Source organism: Pantoea sp. Ap-967, assembly GCF_011752565.1.
In the GTDB taxonomy this organism is placed as follows: domain Bacteria; phylum Pseudomonadota; class Gammaproteobacteria; order Pseudomonadales; family Pseudomonadaceae; genus Aquipseudomonas.
On record NZ_VWXK01000019.1, the window covers coordinates 87591 to 102860 of the forward strand.

At 64.8% G+C, this 15270-nt stretch carries 12 protein-coding genes; 7 read left to right on the forward strand and 5 right to left on the reverse strand.

Annotated features, from left to right (window positions below):
• Positions 1-131: 131 nt before the first annotated feature.
• Genes rsmA through F3J45_RS19660 form a run of 4 tightly spaced genes read right to left on the reverse strand, consistent with a single transcriptional unit; the run spans position 132 to position 6022 of the window.
• Positions 132-932, reverse strand: a complete 801-nt coding sequence (gene rsmA, locus F3J45_RS19645; RefSeq protein WP_167066534.1) for a 16S rRNA (adenine(1518)-N(6)/adenine(1519)-N(6))-dimethyltransferase RsmA — start codon at positions 930-932, stop codon at positions 132-134.
• On the reverse strand, positions 929-1918 hold the full coding sequence (gene pdxA / locus F3J45_RS19650) for a 4-hydroxythreonine-4-phosphate dehydrogenase PdxA (protein ID WP_167066538.1): 990 nt from the start codon (positions 1916-1918) through the stop codon (positions 929-931). The genes rsmA and pdxA overlap by 4 nt, the downstream gene beginning before the upstream one ends.
• Positions 1915-3234 carry a peptidylprolyl isomerase SurA gene (gene surA / locus F3J45_RS19655; RefSeq protein ID WP_167066541.1) on the reverse strand — a complete coding sequence of 440 codons (1320 nt, stop codon included), beginning with the start codon at positions 3232-3234 and terminating at the stop codon, positions 1915-1917. The genes pdxA and surA overlap by 4 nt, the downstream gene beginning before the upstream one ends.
• Entirely contained in the window at positions 3215-6022 is a 2808-nt protein-coding gene (locus F3J45_RS19660) for an LPS-assembly protein LptD (protein WP_167066544.1), read from the reverse strand. Before F3J45_RS19660 ends, surA begins: the two co-directional genes overlap by 20 nt.
• Positions 6023-6153: 131 nt before the next feature.
• On the opposite strand from F3J45_RS19660, the gene F3J45_RS19665 reads away from it, so the two are divergent.
• From F3J45_RS19665 to F3J45_RS19675, 3 genes are read left to right on the forward strand one after another with little or no spacing between them, the layout of a single operon-like run.
• Complete coding sequence (locus tag F3J45_RS19665; protein ID WP_167066546.1) at positions 6154-7173, forward strand: aminoglycoside phosphotransferase family protein; 1020 nt, start codon at positions 6154-6156, stop codon at positions 7171-7173.
• Positions 7170-7841: an N-acetylmuramate alpha-1-phosphate uridylyltransferase MurU gene (gene murU / locus F3J45_RS19670; protein ID WP_167066549.1), complete on the forward strand. Its 672-nt coding sequence runs from the start codon at positions 7170-7172 to the stop codon at positions 7839-7841. The genes F3J45_RS19665 and murU overlap by 4 nt, the downstream gene beginning before the upstream one ends.
• A 1-nt stretch (position 7842) precedes the next feature.
• A complete protein-coding gene (locus F3J45_RS19675; RefSeq protein ID WP_167066552.1) occupies positions 7843-8607 on the forward strand; it encodes a TerB family tellurite resistance protein in 765 nt (254 codons plus the stop codon).
• A gap of 52 nt (positions 8608-8659) precedes the next feature.
• Here the strand turns inward: F3J45_RS19675 and F3J45_RS19680 are convergent, their stop codons facing one another.
• On the reverse strand, positions 8660-9661 hold the full coding sequence (locus tag F3J45_RS19680) for an alpha/beta hydrolase family protein (protein ID WP_167066556.1): 1002 nt from the start codon (positions 9659-9661) through the stop codon (positions 8660-8662).
• Positions 9662-9756: 95 nt separating this feature from the next.
• Here F3J45_RS19680 and F3J45_RS19685 point away from each other — a divergent pair, with 95 nt between their 5' ends.
• From F3J45_RS19685 to F3J45_RS19700, 4 genes are all read left to right on the forward strand, one after another.
• On the forward strand, positions 9757-12144 hold the full coding sequence (locus tag F3J45_RS19685; protein WP_167066559.1) for a transporter substrate-binding domain-containing protein: 2388 nt from the start codon (positions 9757-9759) through the stop codon (positions 12142-12144).
• A gap of 10 nt (positions 12145-12154) precedes the next feature.
• Positions 12155-12784 carry a response regulator transcription factor gene (locus tag F3J45_RS19690; RefSeq protein WP_054885209.1) on the forward strand — a complete coding sequence of 210 codons (630 nt, stop codon included), beginning with the start codon at positions 12155-12157 and terminating at the stop codon, positions 12782-12784.
• 287 nt (positions 12785-13071) lie between these two features.
• On the forward strand, positions 13072-14196 hold the full coding sequence (locus F3J45_RS19695; protein ID WP_167066562.1) for an ABC transporter ATP-binding protein: 1125 nt from the start codon (positions 13072-13074) through the stop codon (positions 14194-14196).
• 40 nt (positions 14197-14236) lie between these two features.
• On the forward strand, positions 14237-15268 hold the full coding sequence (locus F3J45_RS19700; protein WP_167066565.1) for an ABC transporter substrate-binding protein: 1032 nt from the start codon (positions 14237-14239) through the stop codon (positions 15266-15268).
• The last annotated feature ends 2 nt before the right edge of the window (positions 15269-15270 follow it).

Genomic DNA, 15270 nt, shown 5'->3' on the forward strand with positions numbered 1-15270 from the left:
AATAATGCAGTCTAGGCCATTGGCGGGGGGGAGGGCCAGCGGTGTGGGGGGTGAGGGAATGTGGGGGCGGTGGTGGGGGCTTCGCGGGGCAAGCCCGCTCCTACAGGAAGCGGGGTTGCCGGGCGAAAGGATCAGGCTTGCTGATTGGCCAGCTGGTCGGCCAGGCGCACGAAGGCAGCCAGGTCGAGCTGTTCGGGGCGCAGGCTGCCATCTACGCCAGCGGCCTCGATGGCGGCGCTGTCGAGCAGGCCTTTGAGGGTGTTGCGCAGGGTCTTGCGGCGCTGGTTGAACGCTTCGCGCACCACTTGCTCCAGCAACCGGGCGTCCTTGGCCGGGTGCGGCAGCACCTCATGGGGCACCAGGCGCACGATGGCCGAGTCAACCTTTGGCGGCGGGTTGAACGCCCCAGGGCCGACGTTGAACAGGTGCTCCACGCGGCAGTGGTACTGCACCATGATCGACAACCGGCCCCAGTCGCCACCGCCTGGCCCTGCGGCCATGCGCTCGACCACTTCCTTTTGCAGCATGAAGTGCATGTCGCGGATCAGCCCGGCGTGGCTGAGCAGGTGGAAGATCAGCGGGGTGGAGATGTTGTAGGGCAGGTTGCCGACCACTTTCAGGCTGCGCGGCGGTACGCCCAGCTGGTTGAAGTCGAACTTCAGGGCATCGCCCTGGTGCAGGCGGAAGTTATCGCGCCCGGCGAACTTGTGCTGCAGGATCGGCACCAGGTCCTTGTCCAGCTCCACCACGTCCAGCTGTGCGCCGCTGCCCAGCAGGCCTTCGGTCAGGGCACCTTGGCCCGGGCCGATTTCCAGCAGGTGTTCGCCGGCCTTGGCGTTGATGGCACGCAGGATGCGGTCGATGATGCCGGCGTCGTGCAGGAAGTTCTGGCCGAAGCGCTTGCGCGCCCGGTGTTGGTATTGCTCGTTCATGGTCGTGTCTCGGCCATCTGGTAGGCGGTTTCCAGGGCGACGCGCAGGCTGCCGGTGTCAACCTTGCCGCTGCCGGCCAGGTCCAGGGCGGTGCCGTGGTCAACCGACGTGCGGATGATCGGCAAGCCCAGGGTCACGTTCACTGCAGCGCCAAAGCCTTTGTACTTGAGTACGGGCAGGCCCTGGTCGTGGTACATCGCCAGCACCGCGTCGCAGTGCTCCAGATATTTGGGGGTAAACAGGGTATCGGCCGGCAGTGGGCCGCGCAGGTCCATGCCTTCGGTACGCAGGCGTTCCAGCGTCGGCTCGATGATGTCGATTTCTTCGCGGCCAAGATGGCCGCCTTCCCCGGCATGCGGGTTGAGGCCACACACCAGGATCCGCGGGTTGTCGATGCCGAACTTGTCACGCATGTCGGCATGCAGGATGCGGGTGACCCGCTCCAGGCGTTCAGCGGTGATGGCGTCGGCAACGTCGCGCAGCGGCAAGTGCGTGGTCACCAGGGCCACACGCAGGCCATGGGTTGCCAGCATCATCACCACCTGGGTGGTGTGGGTCAGTTCGGCGAGAAATTCGGTATGGCCGGAGAAGGCGATACCGCTTTCATTGATCACGCCCTTGTGTACCGGGGCGGTGATCATCCCGGCGAAGTCACCGTCCAGGCAGCCTTGGCCTGCGCGGGTCAGGGTGTGCAGCACGAACGCGGCGTTGGCCTTGTTCAGCTGGCCCGGCACCACGGCGGCGGCCAATGGTGTATCCCAGACGTACAGGCTGCCAGCGCCAGCAGGCTGGTCAGGCCATTGGCCCGGTGCCACCGGCAGCAGGGTGACGGCCAGCCCCAGCTGGGTGGCCCGCTCGGCGAGCAGGTCACGGCTGGTGATGGCGATCAGGGGATGGGGCTGGGCGTCGGCGGCGAGCAGCAGGCACAGGTCGGGGCCTATGCCGGCTGGCTCGCCGGGGGTGACGGCGAAGCGCAGGGGCTTCACTGTGCGGCCTGGTCAGCGCCAGGCAGCTTGATTTCAACGTAGGCTTCGTCGCGGATCTGGCGCAGCCAGGTTTGCAGCTCTTCGTCGTACTTGCGGTTACGCAGCACGCTCAGGGCTTGTTGCTCACGCGCCTGCTCGGTGCTGTCGGTGGCACGGCGGCCCAACACTTCAAGGATGTGCCAGCCGAACTGGGTTTTGAACGGTTTGGTCACCACGCCTTGTTGGGCATTGGCCATCTGCTCGCGGAACTCCGGCACCAGGCTGTTCGGGTCAACCCAGTTGAGGTCGCCGCCGTTCAGCGCCGAACCTGGGTCTTCCGAGAAGCTTTTCGCCAGTTCAGCGAAGTCTTCGCCGTTCTGGATGCGGTCGTACAGGCGCTCGGCCAATTGCTTGGTGGCCGCTTCGCTGCGGATTTCGCTTGGCTTGATCAGGATATGGCGCACGTGCACTTCGTCACGCAGCACGTTCTCGCCGCCACCGCGCTTCTCCTCAAGCTTGAGGATGATGAAGCCGTTGGGGATGCGGATTGGCTGGGTGATGTCGCCGGTGGCCATGCTGCTGAGCATCTTGGCGAAGTCCGGTGGCAGTTGGCCGGCTTTACGCCAGCCCATCTCGCCGCCTTCCAGGGCGTTCTCGCTGGCGGAGCGGGCGATGGCCATCTGGCCGAAGTCCGCGCCTTGCTTGAGCTGCTGGTAGACGTCGCCAACCTGGCGGGCAGCGGCCTGGATGGCTTCGGAGTTGGCGCCTTCCGGGGTTGGGATGAGGATGTTGGCCAGGCGGTACTCTTCCGACATCTGCATCTTGCCCAAGTCGGAGTTGAGGAAGTTCTTCACTTCCTGCTCCGACACCTGGATGCGTTCGGCCACGCGACGCTGGCGCACGCGGCTGATGATCATCTCGCGCTTGACCTGCTCGCGGGCGTCATCGAACGACAGGCCGTCATGGGCCAGGGCAGCGCGGAACTGCTCCAACGACATGCCATTGCGCTGGGCAATGGTGCCGATGGCCTGGTTCAGCTCCTCGTCGGTGATGCGGATGCCCGAGCGTTCGCCAATCTGCAGTTGCAGGTTCTCGACGATCAGGCGTTCAAGTACTTGCTGCTCCAGGGCGCTGGTCGGCGGTACGCCGCCGCCGCGCTTGGCGATGGTTTGCTGCACTTCGTGGACACGTTGGTCCAGTTGGCTTTGCATGACCACGTCGTTATCGACGATGGCCACCACGCGGTCCAGGGGTTGTACCGCGGCATGCACCGCGCCACTCAGCAATGCAGCGCCCAGCAACACTGGGCGCAGTCGATCAATAAGCTTGGTCTTCACGTTGACGATAACCTTGAATGCCTTGGTCGAGGAACGATTCCACCTTGTTGCCCACTACGCCGCCGAGGCCTTTCAGGACGATCTGCAGGAAGATGCCGTGGTCGCCTTTTTCGTTGGCTGGAGTGGCCTGGCTGAAGTCGTCGTAGTCGACCCAGTAACGGTTGATCAGGCGCAGTTTCCAGCAGCAGTTGTCGTACTCGAAACCGCCCATGGCTTCCAGGGTGCGGTTGCGGTTGTAGTCGTGCTGCCAGCGGGCGATCACGCTCCATTGCGGCACGACCGGCCAGATGACCGAGAAGTCGTGCTGCTGGATCTTGTAGTAATCCTTGATGTAGTTCGCAGTGCCCGGCGTACCGTAGTCGCCGCCGCCCACTTTCCAGGTACCGGTGGTGGAGTCGTAGGCGATGGTGTCGTTGCGGTAGCGATAACCGAGGTTGACCACCTTGTTCGGGTTGTCTTCAGGCTGGTAGTGGAACATCGCGCTGCCCGAGCGGGTGCTGCGGCTGTCCGGGTCCCAGTTGAAGTCCGAATTGAAGCGCCAGTCGCGGTTGAAGTAGTAGTTGTACACCAGCGCGTAGGGCGAAACATCGGACTGCGAGTCTTTGCGAGTGCGGTAGTCGATGCCTGGCAGCTGGACCTTGCGGTCCTTGAAGTAGTACGCCTGGCCGATGCTGAAGTTCTGCCGCTCGAAGCCGTTGTCCTCGATCCAGCGGGTGGTCACGCCCAGCGACAGCTTGTTCTCGTCGCCGATGCGGTCGGTGCCGCTGAAGCGGTTGTCGCGGAACAGCGAATCGTAGCTGAACAGGGTTTCACCCGAGTCGAACAGCGGAATGTCCGTCTGGTCCTTGTATGGGACGTAGAGGTAGAACAGGCGCGGTTCGAGGGTCTGGCGGTAGTTCGTGCCGAACAGCGACGTGTTGCGGTCGAAGTACAGGCCGCTGTCGACGCTGAAGATCGGGACGTCGCGGTCCTGGGTGCTGTTGAAGTCACCGTAAAGCGAGGTCAGGCCTGGGTTATTGGCGATATCGCTCTTGCCCTTGCCATCCAGGTCCAGATCGTAGTGGGTGTACATGTATTTCAACTTCGGCGTGATGTAGCCGTAGCTGGCGGTCATCGGCAGGCTGATGGCCGGCGCGACGTTCAGGCGAGTACCGTTGGCACGGGCGACACCGAACACGTTTTCGTCGAGGCGACGCCCAGGGAAACCGGCGGTATCGTCAGCAAAGCCGTTCTTGTCGGTCACGAAGTCATTCTTCAGGTCACGATCGAAACGCACGGCCTCGGTTTCGTAGCTGAAGTCGAACCCGCTGGGGTGATACGGCAGCATGCCATTCAGGGTGATCTGCGGCAGCTTGTTGTACGGGGTGATCTGCGACAGGGTCGCCATCTCGTACGCTTGCGCATTCAGGCGTGCGGTGTAGGTATCGCCACGCCAGGTCAGGGCACCTTGCTGGTTAACCACATCGCGGCTCTTGACGCCGATCTGGTCGGTTTCAAGGTCCTGGAAGTAGAACGGATCGCTGATGTCGGTGTAATCGACTTCAGTCATCAGGCGCTCATCCAGGCCGCCCTTGTGCTGCCAGTTGATCATCCAGCGCTGTTTTTCGTAGTCCGTCTGCTTCTTGCGGTCATCGTCCTCGTCGTTCAGGTACGCGCCGCCGAACTGGCCTTCGCTGGACTTGGTCAGGTAGCGGAACTCGCCTTCCATCAGCAGGCCGCGCTTGGTCATGTAGCGCGGGTACAACGTGGCGTCGTAGTTCGGTGCCAGGTTGAAGTAGTACGGCGTAACCAGCATGAAGCCGGTGTCGCTGGTGCTGCTGAACGATGGCGGCAGGAAGCCGGACTGGCGACGGTCGTCGATCGGGAAGTAGATGTACGGTGTGTAGAGCACCGGAATATCTTTGACCCGCAGGGTGACGTTGGTCGCGGTACCGAAACCGGTGGCCGGGTTCAGGGTGATGTTGTTGCCCTTGAGCTGCCAGGCGTTGCTGCCCGGTTCGCACGTGGTGTACGTACCGTCCTTGAGACGGATGATGGCGTTTTCACCACGCTTGGCGTACAGGGCGTTGCCGCGAATGTGCGACTTGTGCATCACGTATTCGGCGTTGTCGACCTGGGCTTCGCCCGTGTCGAGCTGGATCTGCGCCTCGTCGCCAACCACCAGCGAGCCGTTGTCGCGGATCTTGACGTTGCCCTTGAGCTCGCCGCGGTTCTCGGCCTGGTACAGGTTGGCCTCGTCGGCTTCGACCTGCATGCTGCCCTGGCGCATCACCACGTTACCGGCGAGGGTAGCGATCTGCTGCTCCTGCTGGTACTTGGACACCTTGGCATTGATGTAGGTCGGCGACTCGTCCTTGGGCGTGGTGTCTGCCATGCCTGGGCGGGTTGGCTCGATGTACGCGCCACCGCAATACGGGCCGGTTTCGGCCAGCTGGGCAGCGGTGAGCTTTTCACGCGGTACCCAGTCCAGGTGGCTGTAGTCGGCGCTGCGCGCTTTCAGGCCACGGCCCTTGGCCTCGGTAACCAGCACGGGCTTGTCGGCGTTCTCGGCCTCGGCCGCAGGGGCTTCGGTGCCGGACGTGAGCGCAGCGCCCTCGTGCACCGGGCGCGGAGGCAGGTTGTTGACGGGGGCCTTGGGCTTGCAGTCCCAGCCACCGGAGGCGGACACTTGGCAGTCGAACTGCTCGGCTGCCACCACGTACGAGGTGGCAAGAGGTTGCAGGGCCAGCAGACCGCCGGTCACCAGCAACGGAAACTTTCTACGAAACGCGGGGGATTTCAATGCCATCTTATTAGTCCGGGCTTCCTGCGTGCCATCTGCCCGCGTGTGGGGGCCGCACGCCTCTCGATGGTCTGAAAAAGATGCTGGATAATAAAGCATGACCCGCTTGACGGCTAGGGCCGTCGGAGACCCTTGTAATGCCTGAACACGATGTACGCCTGCAACAACTGACGGCCTGGCTCCATGAACAGCTCGACGGCCTATTCCGCGACAACGCCTGGGGCGAGGTGCCACAAGGCACGCTGACCGCCGCCAGCAGCGATGCCAGCTTCCGCCGCTACTTCCGCTGGCAGGGTGCAGGCCACAGTTTCGTGATCATGGACGCACCGCCCCCGCAGGAAAATTGCCGACCGTTCGTCGCCATTGACCACCTGCTGGCCAGCGCTGGCGTGCACGTGCCGCAGATTCACGCCCAGGACCTGGAGCGCGGCTTCTTGTTGCTCGGCGACCTGGGGCACCAGACCTACCTGGACATCATCGGCAACGACAACGCCGATGCCCTGTTCGCCGATGCCATCGACGCCTTGCTGGCCTTTCAGCGCCTGCCGATGGACGCGCCAGTGCCCAGCTACGACGATGCCTTGCTGCGCCGTGAGGTCGAGCTGTTCCCCGAATGGTATGTCGGCCGCGAGCTTGGCCTGGCCTTGAGCGATGCACAGAAAGCCCGCTGGCAGCGCATCAGCCAGTTGCTGATCGACAGCGCCCTGGCCCAGCCCAAAGTGCTGGTGCACCGCGACTACATGCCGCGCAACCTGATGCAGAGCACGCCCAACCCAGGTGTGCTGGACTTCCAGGACGCGGTCTACGGCCCGGTCACCTACGACATCACCTGCCTGTTCAAGGATGCCTTCCTCAGCTGGCCGCAGCCGCGCGTCGAAGCCTGGCTGCGCAATTACTGGGAACAGGCGCAGGCGGCCGGCATCCCGGTGCAGCCTGTATTCGAAGACTTCCAACGCGCCAGCGACCTGATGGGCGTGCAGCGCCACCTCAAGGTGATCGGTATCTTCGCGCGTATCTGCCACCGCGACGGCAAACCGCGCTACCTGGCCGACGTGCCGCGTTTCTTCGCCTATATAGATGAAGTGATCAGCCGTCGCCCGGAACTGGCCGAACTGGGCGAGCTGATTGCCGAACTCAAAGCCGGAGCGCGTGCATGAAGGCAATGATCCTGGCGGCAGGCAAAGGCGAGCGCATGCGCCCGCTGACCCTGCACACGCCAAAACCCCTGGTGCCGGTGGCGGGCCAGCCGCTGATCGAATACCACCTGCGTGCCCTGGCCGCTGCCGGCTTCACCGAGGTGGTGATCAACCATGCCTGGCTTGGCCAGCAGATCGAAGACCACCTGGGCGACGGCAGCCGTTTTGGCCTGAGCATCCGCTATTCGCCCGAGGGCGAGCCGCTGGAAACCGGCGGCGGTATCTTCAAGGCCTTGCCGTTGCTCGGTGACGCGCCGTTCGCCCTGGTAAACGGTGATGTCTGGACCGATTTCGATTTCACCCGCCTGCGCGCGCCGCTGCAGGGCCTAGCGCACCTGGTACTGGTGGACAACCCCGGGCACCACGGGCGTGGTGACTTCCGCCTGTTGGGCGAGCGCGTGGTGGACGGCGACGAGGCACCCGGCACCCTGACCTTCAGCGGCCTGTCGGTGCTGCACCCGGCATTGTTCGCGGGTTGCCAGGCCGGCGCCTTCAAGCTGGCGCCGTTGTTGCGCAAGGCCATGGCAGAGGGGCAGGTGAGTGGCGAGCATCACCCGGGGCATTGGGTGGATGTCGGCACCCTGGAGCGCCTGGCCGAGGTTGAACGCCTGATTGGCGAGCGCGCCTGAGATGTGGTGGCCAGGGACGGTAATCGGCCTGGGCGCGGGGTTCGCGGTTGCCAGCATTCCCGGTGCACTGCTGGGTGCGCTGCTGGGCCAGGCCATGGACCGGCGCATCCGCGTGCAGGGCTGGGACGACATGCGCGAGCGCCTGGGTGGGCGCCCGGCTCTGCGCGACGAAGAACTGCTGTTCGTGTTGCTTGGGCGCCTGGCCAAGAGTGATGGGCGGGTGGCTGAGCAGCATATCCAGCAGGCGCGCCAGGAGATGGTGCGCCTGGACCTGGCCGAGGCGGCCCGCCTGCGTGCCATCGCTGCATTCAACCGGGGCAAGGCCGGCAAGGACCGGCTGGCCCGCCATCTGCAGCGCATCCGCCTGCAGCCGCATGCCGCCGAAGGCACCTTGCGCGCTTGTTGGCGCATGGCCTGGGCGGATGGCAAGGCCGGGCAGCACGAGCGCGACCTGCTGTTGGACTGGGGGCAAAAGCTCGGCCTGAGCCGGCGCCAGGTGCAGGCCATGTCGCTGGAGTACGAGCCGCGCAAAGTGGCCGTTGCCAGCAATGTCATGACCTATGCAGCGGCGCTGCGGTTGCTCGGGGTGTTGGCCGATACCGAGGGCGACAAGGTCAAGCAGGCCTACCGGCGCCTGGTCAGTCGGCATCACCCCGACAAGCTGGCCGGCAGCGGCGCCAGCGAGGCCCAACTGCGCGAGGCGACCGAGCGGACCCGCGAGCTGCACCAGGCCTATGCCATCATTCGCAAGCGGCGGGGGCTGTAGCGCCCCATGGTGGGGCGCATCGCGAGCTTTGCTCGCTCCTACCGGTCCTGCGTCAATCCTGTGTGGGGCTTATCCAGCCTCTGATCCGGCGGAACAATTGTTCCTGCTCGCCCGCCGGGTTCGCTGGCATGGCAATCAGCGACAGCTGCTTGTACTGGCTGTCTTTCTGCCGCTTGCTGGCCTGCAGGCGCAGTGCGGCAGCATTGCGGTCGGCGGTACGGGTGGCGTAGTAGAGGTCGGCAGCCGGCACTTTCAGGGTGGGCGTCAGGCTTTCCAGGTCGTGTTCGACCCGCGCCGGGGTCTGCGCTGCCACCATCACCAGCTTCTGCACCTGCGGCGGTTGCTTCTCGCTCAGGTAGCGCGCTGCCCAGTAGGCACCGCTGCCATGGCCAATCAGCACGATGCTGCGTGCCTGGTGCTGCTGGGCATAGGCCACCGCCGCATCGAGGCGGGCGAAGATGCGCTCGGCATCGGCCTTGTCGTTCTGCTCGTCGGCCTTCGCCGCATCGGTGCTTTCAGCTGTGTCGGCATCCGCCGCGGTGGCCTGGGCAACATTGGCATTGGCGTCGGCGGGGGTGTCCTTGGCCGGGGCGCTTTCGCCTTTGCCGGGCTCCGGCTGAGCGGCGGGTGTGGCCTCGACCCGTGCCTGCGGGGCATCGGCGAGCAGGTCGGGCAGGCTGACGCTCAGGCTGTGCCAGCCAACATCCGGGAATTTGCGCCGCAGTGGGCCGACCGTATTGGGCCAGTCGGCATTCTCGCCGGCCCCGGGCACGATGATCACCGCCCCCTTGGGGTCGCTGTCGTTGGCTGACTTCCACAAGGCCAGGAAGTTGTCCGCGCCGGCCTGCAGGGTTTGCTGCTCGGCCTTGGGCGCCAGGCGCTCAAGGGCGGCAGCGTCTTCCTGGCTGCGCTCCAGCAGCGGTGGGCGCGTGGCCTCGGCAGCGGGCGCTTCGGCGGCAGCCTTGGGGGGTTCGGCATCGGCAGCCAGGGCGCCGAGTGGAAGAAGCGAGGCCAGGCAGCACATTGCCAGCGTCGTGCGATAAAGTGTGGACATGAATCAACCCAAGGCCAGAATGATACCGGCAGCCTAATAGTATTTGCCCGTGACGGCCATGCTGCAGGGCCGCCTTTGCCAAGACGAGCGTGTAGATGAAGCGATTGCGTCGCCTGTGGGTTATCGGCTGGTTGTGGCTGCCCTTGATCGCCCTGGCAAGGCCCGAGCTGCCCCCACCGCAGCTACTGGAGCCAGCCCAGCAGCAGTGGCTCGACAGCCATCGCAACCTGCGCGTGGGCGTGGTGCTGCAGGCGCCCTACGCACAGTTCGACCGGCGCCTGCAGCAGCTCTACGGGGCCAACGTCGAGCTGGTCAACGCCCTGGCACAGGCCCTGCAACTGGACCTTACCTGGCGCAACTTCACCGACCAGGCCAGCCTCGAACATGCCTTGCAGGCCGGTGAGATCGACTTCGCCCCAGGCCTTACGCAAACCCCGGCCAGCCTGCGCCTGTGGCTGTTCAGCGACCCCTACATGCGCGTGCCGCAGCTTGTGGTCGGGCCGCGTACCGGGGCAATGGCCGTGGAGCTGGAAAAACTCGACGGCAACGAGCGGGTGGCGGTGCGCATGCCCAGCCCACTGGCCGACTACCTGCGCGGCAACTATGGCGCCCTCAACCTGCAAGGGGTGCCCAGCGAGCGCGAGGCCCTGCAACTGGTGGTGGGTGGCCAGGCCAGCTACGCCGTGCTCGACGAGGCCCAGCTCAGCCGCCTGTCGCGCGAAAGCGAATTCGGCGAGCTGGCGGTGGTTGGCGATATCGGCTTGCCGCAGCTGCTGCGCGTGGGCTCGCGGCGCGACTGGCCGGTACTGGCCGATGTGCTGGAGCGCGGGCTGCAGGCCATGCCGGCCAAGGCGCTGGAGCAGTTGCACCAGCGCTGGTTGCAGCCCAAGTACCCGCGCTTGAGCGAATCGCCAGGCTTCTGGCAGAACCTTGCGCTGTTGTTCGGCATGCTGTTGCTGTGCGCCATGGCCACGTTGGTGTGGCAACGCCGGCAGCAGCGCCGCTTGGAGCGCAGCCTGCTGGCCACGCGGGAAAGCCTGGCCGAGCGGCAAGTGCGCGAGGAGGCGCTGCGCCTGAGCCAGTTCGCCATCGACCAAAGCACCGTGGGCATTCTCTGGGTCAACTGGGACAGCCACGTGCGCTACGCCAACCACGCCGTGGAGCGCATGCTCGGCTACGCCGAGGCGCAGTTGCTGGAGCGGCCGCTGATCGACTTCGAGCCGAGCCTGAGCATGGACCGCTGGCTACAACTGTGGCGGGGCGCGCGTGCCGGCGATGGCGGGGCACTGCAGTTCGAAACCCACTGCCAGCGCGCCGATGGCAGCCTGCTGCCGGTGGAGCTGTCGCTGAGCTTCCTGCGCTTTCGCGATGCCGAATACCTGGTGGTGTACCTGGCCGACGTCACCGAGCGCCACCGCGCCCTGGCGGCGTTGCGCGAAAGTGAAGCACGGCTCAAGGGCATTGCCGGCAACGTACCGGGGCTGGTGTTCCGGCTGGAGCCGGCGGCTGCCGAAGGCGAAGCGGAATTTCCCTACATCAGCGAGGGCAGTGAGGCGCTGGTTGGCTACACGCCCGCGCAAATTCAGCACCCGCACATGGGCCTGCGCAACCTGGTGCACCCGGACGACCGGGCGCACTACCACCAGGTGCAAGACCTGGCCATTGCCAGCGAGCAGGACTGGTCGTGGCAGGGGCGCATCCTGACCCGCCAGGGCGAGCAGCGTTGGGCCGACATCAAGGCCAGTGCCCGGCGCCTGCCCAATGCCCGGGTGGCCTGGGACGGTATTGTCTGGGACATCACCCAGAGCAAGCGTGCCGAGCTGGCCCTGGCCCGCTCCCAAGAGCAGCTGCGCGAGCTGTCGGCGCACCTGGAAAGCGTGCGCGAGGAAGAAAAGGCCCGCATCGCCCGGGAAGTGCACGATGAGCTGGGGCAGATGCTGACCGTGCTCAAGCTGGAAGTGTCGATGTGCGAACTGGCCTTCGCCGAGCTGGACCCTGGCCTGAACGAGCGCCTGGCCAGCATGAAGCGCCTGATCGCCCAGCTGTTCCAGTTGGTGCGCGATGTGGCCACGGCGCTGCGGCCACCGATTCTCGATGCAGGTATCGCCTCGGCCATCGAATGGCAGGCCCGGCGTTTCGAAGCGCGTACGCAGATCCCGTGCCTGGTGCAGGTGCCCGATAATCTGCCAGCATTGAGTGATGCCAAGGCCACCGGCCTGTTCCGCATTCTTCAGGAGGCGCTGACCAATGTCATGCGCCACGCCCAGGCGCACAGTGTCGAGATCGCCCTGGTGCGCGAGGGCGGGCAATTGCGCCTGACCGTCAGTGACGACGGTAGCGGTTTCTGCCGCGAGCAGGCGCGGCCCACGTCGTTCGGCCTGGTTGGGGTGCGTGAGCGGGTGTTGATGCTGGGGGGCAGCATGGCGCTGGACAGTGAACCGGGCGAGGGCACCAGCCTGAGCGTTGCCATACCGTTGGAGTAGGAGAGCGAGCGTGATACGAGTGCTGGTGGCCGAAGACCACACCATTGTCCGGGAAGGCATCAAGCAGTTGATTGGCCTGGCCAAGGACATGCAGGTGGCCGGCGAGGCGGGCAATGGCGAGCAGTTGCTGGAAACCTTGCGCCATACGCCGTGCGAGGTGGTGTTGCTGGATATCTCGATGCCGGGGGTCAATGGCCTGGAGGCGATCCCGCGGATTCGCGCGCTTCACGATGCGCCGGCGATCCTCATGCTGTCGATGCACGACGAAGCGCAGATGGCGGCCCGCGCGTTGAAGGCGGGCGCCGCGGGCTATGCGACCAAGGACAGTGACCCGGCGCTGCTGCTCACGGCAATTCGCCGGGTAGCCGGGGGCGGGCGCTACATCGACCCGGCCCTGGCTGACCGCATGGTCTTCGAAGTGGGCCTGACCGAAACCCGGCCGCTGCACACGCTGCTGTCGGAGCGCGAGTTCTCGGTGTTCGAACGCCTGGCCCAGGGTGCCAACGTCAACGACATCGCCCAGCAGCTGGCGCTGTCGAGCAAGACCATCAGTACCCACAAGGCCAGGTTGATGCAGAAGCTCAAGGTCAACTCGCTGGCAGAGCTGGTGAAGTATGCGATGGAGCACAAGCTGGTCTGATTGCGACAACTGCGGTTTTGCGTTTGGCACTGAACCTTGCAGGAGCGGGCTTGACCCGCGAAAGGGCCTGGCCTGCTGATCTCGGTGGCTGGGCCGGCCTCTTCGCGGGGCAAGCCCGCTCCTACAAGGGGCCTCATCCTGTCTTGAAAACGCCATCTTTGTAGGGCAATCCCTACAGCCGATCTTCCAACCGGATGATGGCATTCTCTCAGCCCCCCCGATTTTCCGGTGCTTGCGTCTCTTCTACTCTTTTGCCTACGCAGTCAGTCCAACAAGAAGGTGCAGGCATGAGCGAGGCGAATTCGAACGCGGCCACCGGTGAGACGCTGGTCAGCTTCCGGGGTGTGCAGAAGAGCTACGACGGCGAATCGCTGATCGTCAAAGACCTCAACCTGGACATTCGCAAGGGTGAGTTCCTGACCCTGCTCGGGCCCTCGGGCTCGGGCAAGACCACCAGCCTGATGATGCTCGCCGGCTTCGAAACCCCCACCGCCGGAGAGATCCAGCTGGCCGGCCGTTCGATCAACAACGTGCCGCCGCACAAACGCGACATCGGCATGGTGTTCCAGAACTACGCGCTGTTCCCGCACATGACCGTGGCCGAGAACCTGGCCTTCCCCCTGAGCGTGCGCAACCTCAGCAAGACCGACATCAGCGAACGGGTCAAGCGGGTGCTGGGCATGGTCCAGCTCGATGCCTTCGCCAAGCGTTACCCAGGCCAGCTGTCCGGCGGCCAGCAGCAGCGCGTGGCCCTGGCCCGGGCGTTGGTGTTCGAACCGCAGCTGGTGCTGATGGACGAACCCCTCGGCGCCCTGGACAAGCAACTGCGCGAACACATGCAGATGGAGATCAAGCATATCCACCAGCGCCTGGGCGTCACCGTGGTCTACGTGACCCACGACCAGGGCGAAGCGCTGACCATGTCCGACCGGGTGGCGGTGTTCCACCAGGGCGAAATCCAGCAGATCGCCGACCCGCGCACCCTCTATGAAGAGCCGCGCAACACCTTCGTCGCCAACTTCATCGGCGAGAACAACCGCATCAACGGCACCTTGCTGGCCAGCGACGGCAAGCGTTGTCAGGTACAGCTGGCACGGGGCGAGCGGGTGGAGGCGCTGGCGGTGAACGTTGGCCAGGCCGGTGAACCGGTGACCCTGTCGATTCGCCCGGAGCGCGTGCGCCTGAATGGCCACAGCGAAAACTGCGTGAACCGCTTCTCCGGCCGCGTGGCCGAGTTCATCTACCTGGGCGACCACGTGCGGGTGCGCCTGGAAGTCTGCGGCAAGGCTGACTTCTTCGTGAAGCAGCCGATCGCCGAACTCGACCCGGCCCTGGCCGTGGGCGATGTGGTACCGCTGGGCTGGGAGGTGGAGCACGCCCGCGCGCTCGATCCGATTACCGAAGCCCACTGATCGATTGCTTCACCAACCCTGTACTGTGGAGAGAATAATAATGCGCAAGCAGTTGAAACTGACCGCCCTGGCCCTTGGCCTGTGCGTCGCAGGCCATGCCATGGCGGCTGACCTGACCGTGGTTTCCTTCGGCGGTGCCAACAAGGCAGCCCAGGTGAAGGCGTTCTACGAGCCGTGGGAGAAGGCTGGCAAGGGCAAGATCGTCGCGGGCGAATACAACGGGGAAATGGCCAAGGTCAAAGCCATGGTCGACACCAACAGTGTGTCGTGGAACCTGGTGGAGGTCGAGTCGCCGGAACTGGCCCGGGGCTGTGACGAGGGCATGTTCGAAGAACTTGACCCGGCCCTGTTCGGCAATGAATCGGACTACGTGAAGGGCGCCATCCAGCCCTGTGGCGTGGGCTTCTTCGTCTGGTCGACGGTGCTGGCCTACAACGCCGACAAGCTCAAGACCGCGCCGACCAGCTGGGCGGATTTCTGGGACACCAAGAAATTCCCGGGCAAGCGCGGCCTGCGCAAGGGCGCCAAGTACACCCTCGAATTCGCCTTGATGGCTGATGGCGTGGCGCCGAAGGACGTGTACCAGGTACTGGGCACCAAGGAGGGCCAGGACCGTGCCTTCAAGAAGCTCGACGAGCTCAAGCCGAACATCCAGTGGTGGGAAGCCGGCGCACAGCCGCCGCAATACCTGGCCTCGGGTGACGTGGTCATGAGTTCGGCCTACAACGGCCGCATTGCGGCGGTGCAGAAGGAAAGCAACCTCAAGGTGGTGTGGAACGGCGGTATCTACGACTTTGACGCCTGGGCGATTCCGAAGGGCGCCAAGAATGCCGATGAGGCCAAGAAGTTCATCGCCTACAGCGTGCAGCCCGAGCAGCAGAAAACCTATTCGGAAAACATCGCCTACGGCCCGGCCAACTCCAAGGCCGTGCCGCTGCTGGCCGATGCGGTGAAGAAAGACATGCCGACCACGCCTGAGAACATTGCCAACCAGGTGCAGATCGACGTGGCCTTCTGGGCTGACAACAGCGAGCAGCTGGAGCAGCGTTTCAACGCCTGGGCGGCCAAGTAAGG

What these genes read in the sequence shown, in the direction of transcription:
- F3J45_RS19680 (WP_167066556.1), bottom strand. Translation starts at nt 9,661, where the DNA reads ATGTCCACACTTTATCGCACGACGCTGGCAATGTGCTGCCTGGCCTCG.
- F3J45_RS19675 (WP_167066552.1), top strand. Translation starts at nt 7,843, where the DNA reads ATGTGGTGGCCAGGGACGGTAATCGGCCTGGGCGCGGGGTTCGCGGTT.
- F3J45_RS19660 (WP_167066544.1), bottom strand. Translation starts at nt 6,022, where the DNA reads ATGGCATTGAAATCCCCCGCGTTTCGTAGAAAGTTTCCGTTGCTGGTG.
- murU (WP_167066549.1), top strand. Translation starts at nt 7,170, where the DNA reads ATGAAGGCAATGATCCTGGCGGCAGGCAAAGGCGAGCGCATGCGCCCG.
- F3J45_RS19685 (WP_167066559.1), top strand. Translation starts at nt 9,757, where the DNA reads ATGAAGCGATTGCGTCGCCTGTGGGTTATCGGCTGGTTGTGGCTGCCC.
- F3J45_RS19695 (WP_167066562.1), top strand. Translation starts at nt 13,072, where the DNA reads ATGAGCGAGGCGAATTCGAACGCGGCCACCGGTGAGACGCTGGTCAGC.
- F3J45_RS19665 (WP_167066546.1), top strand. Translation starts at nt 6,154, where the DNA reads ATGCCTGAACACGATGTACGCCTGCAACAACTGACGGCCTGGCTCCAT.
- F3J45_RS19700 (WP_167066565.1), top strand. Translation starts at nt 14,237, where the DNA reads ATGCGCAAGCAGTTGAAACTGACCGCCCTGGCCCTTGGCCTGTGCGTC.
- rsmA (WP_167066534.1), bottom strand. Translation starts at nt 932, where the DNA reads ATGAACGAGCAATACCAACACCGGGCGCGCAAGCGCTTCGGCCAGAAC.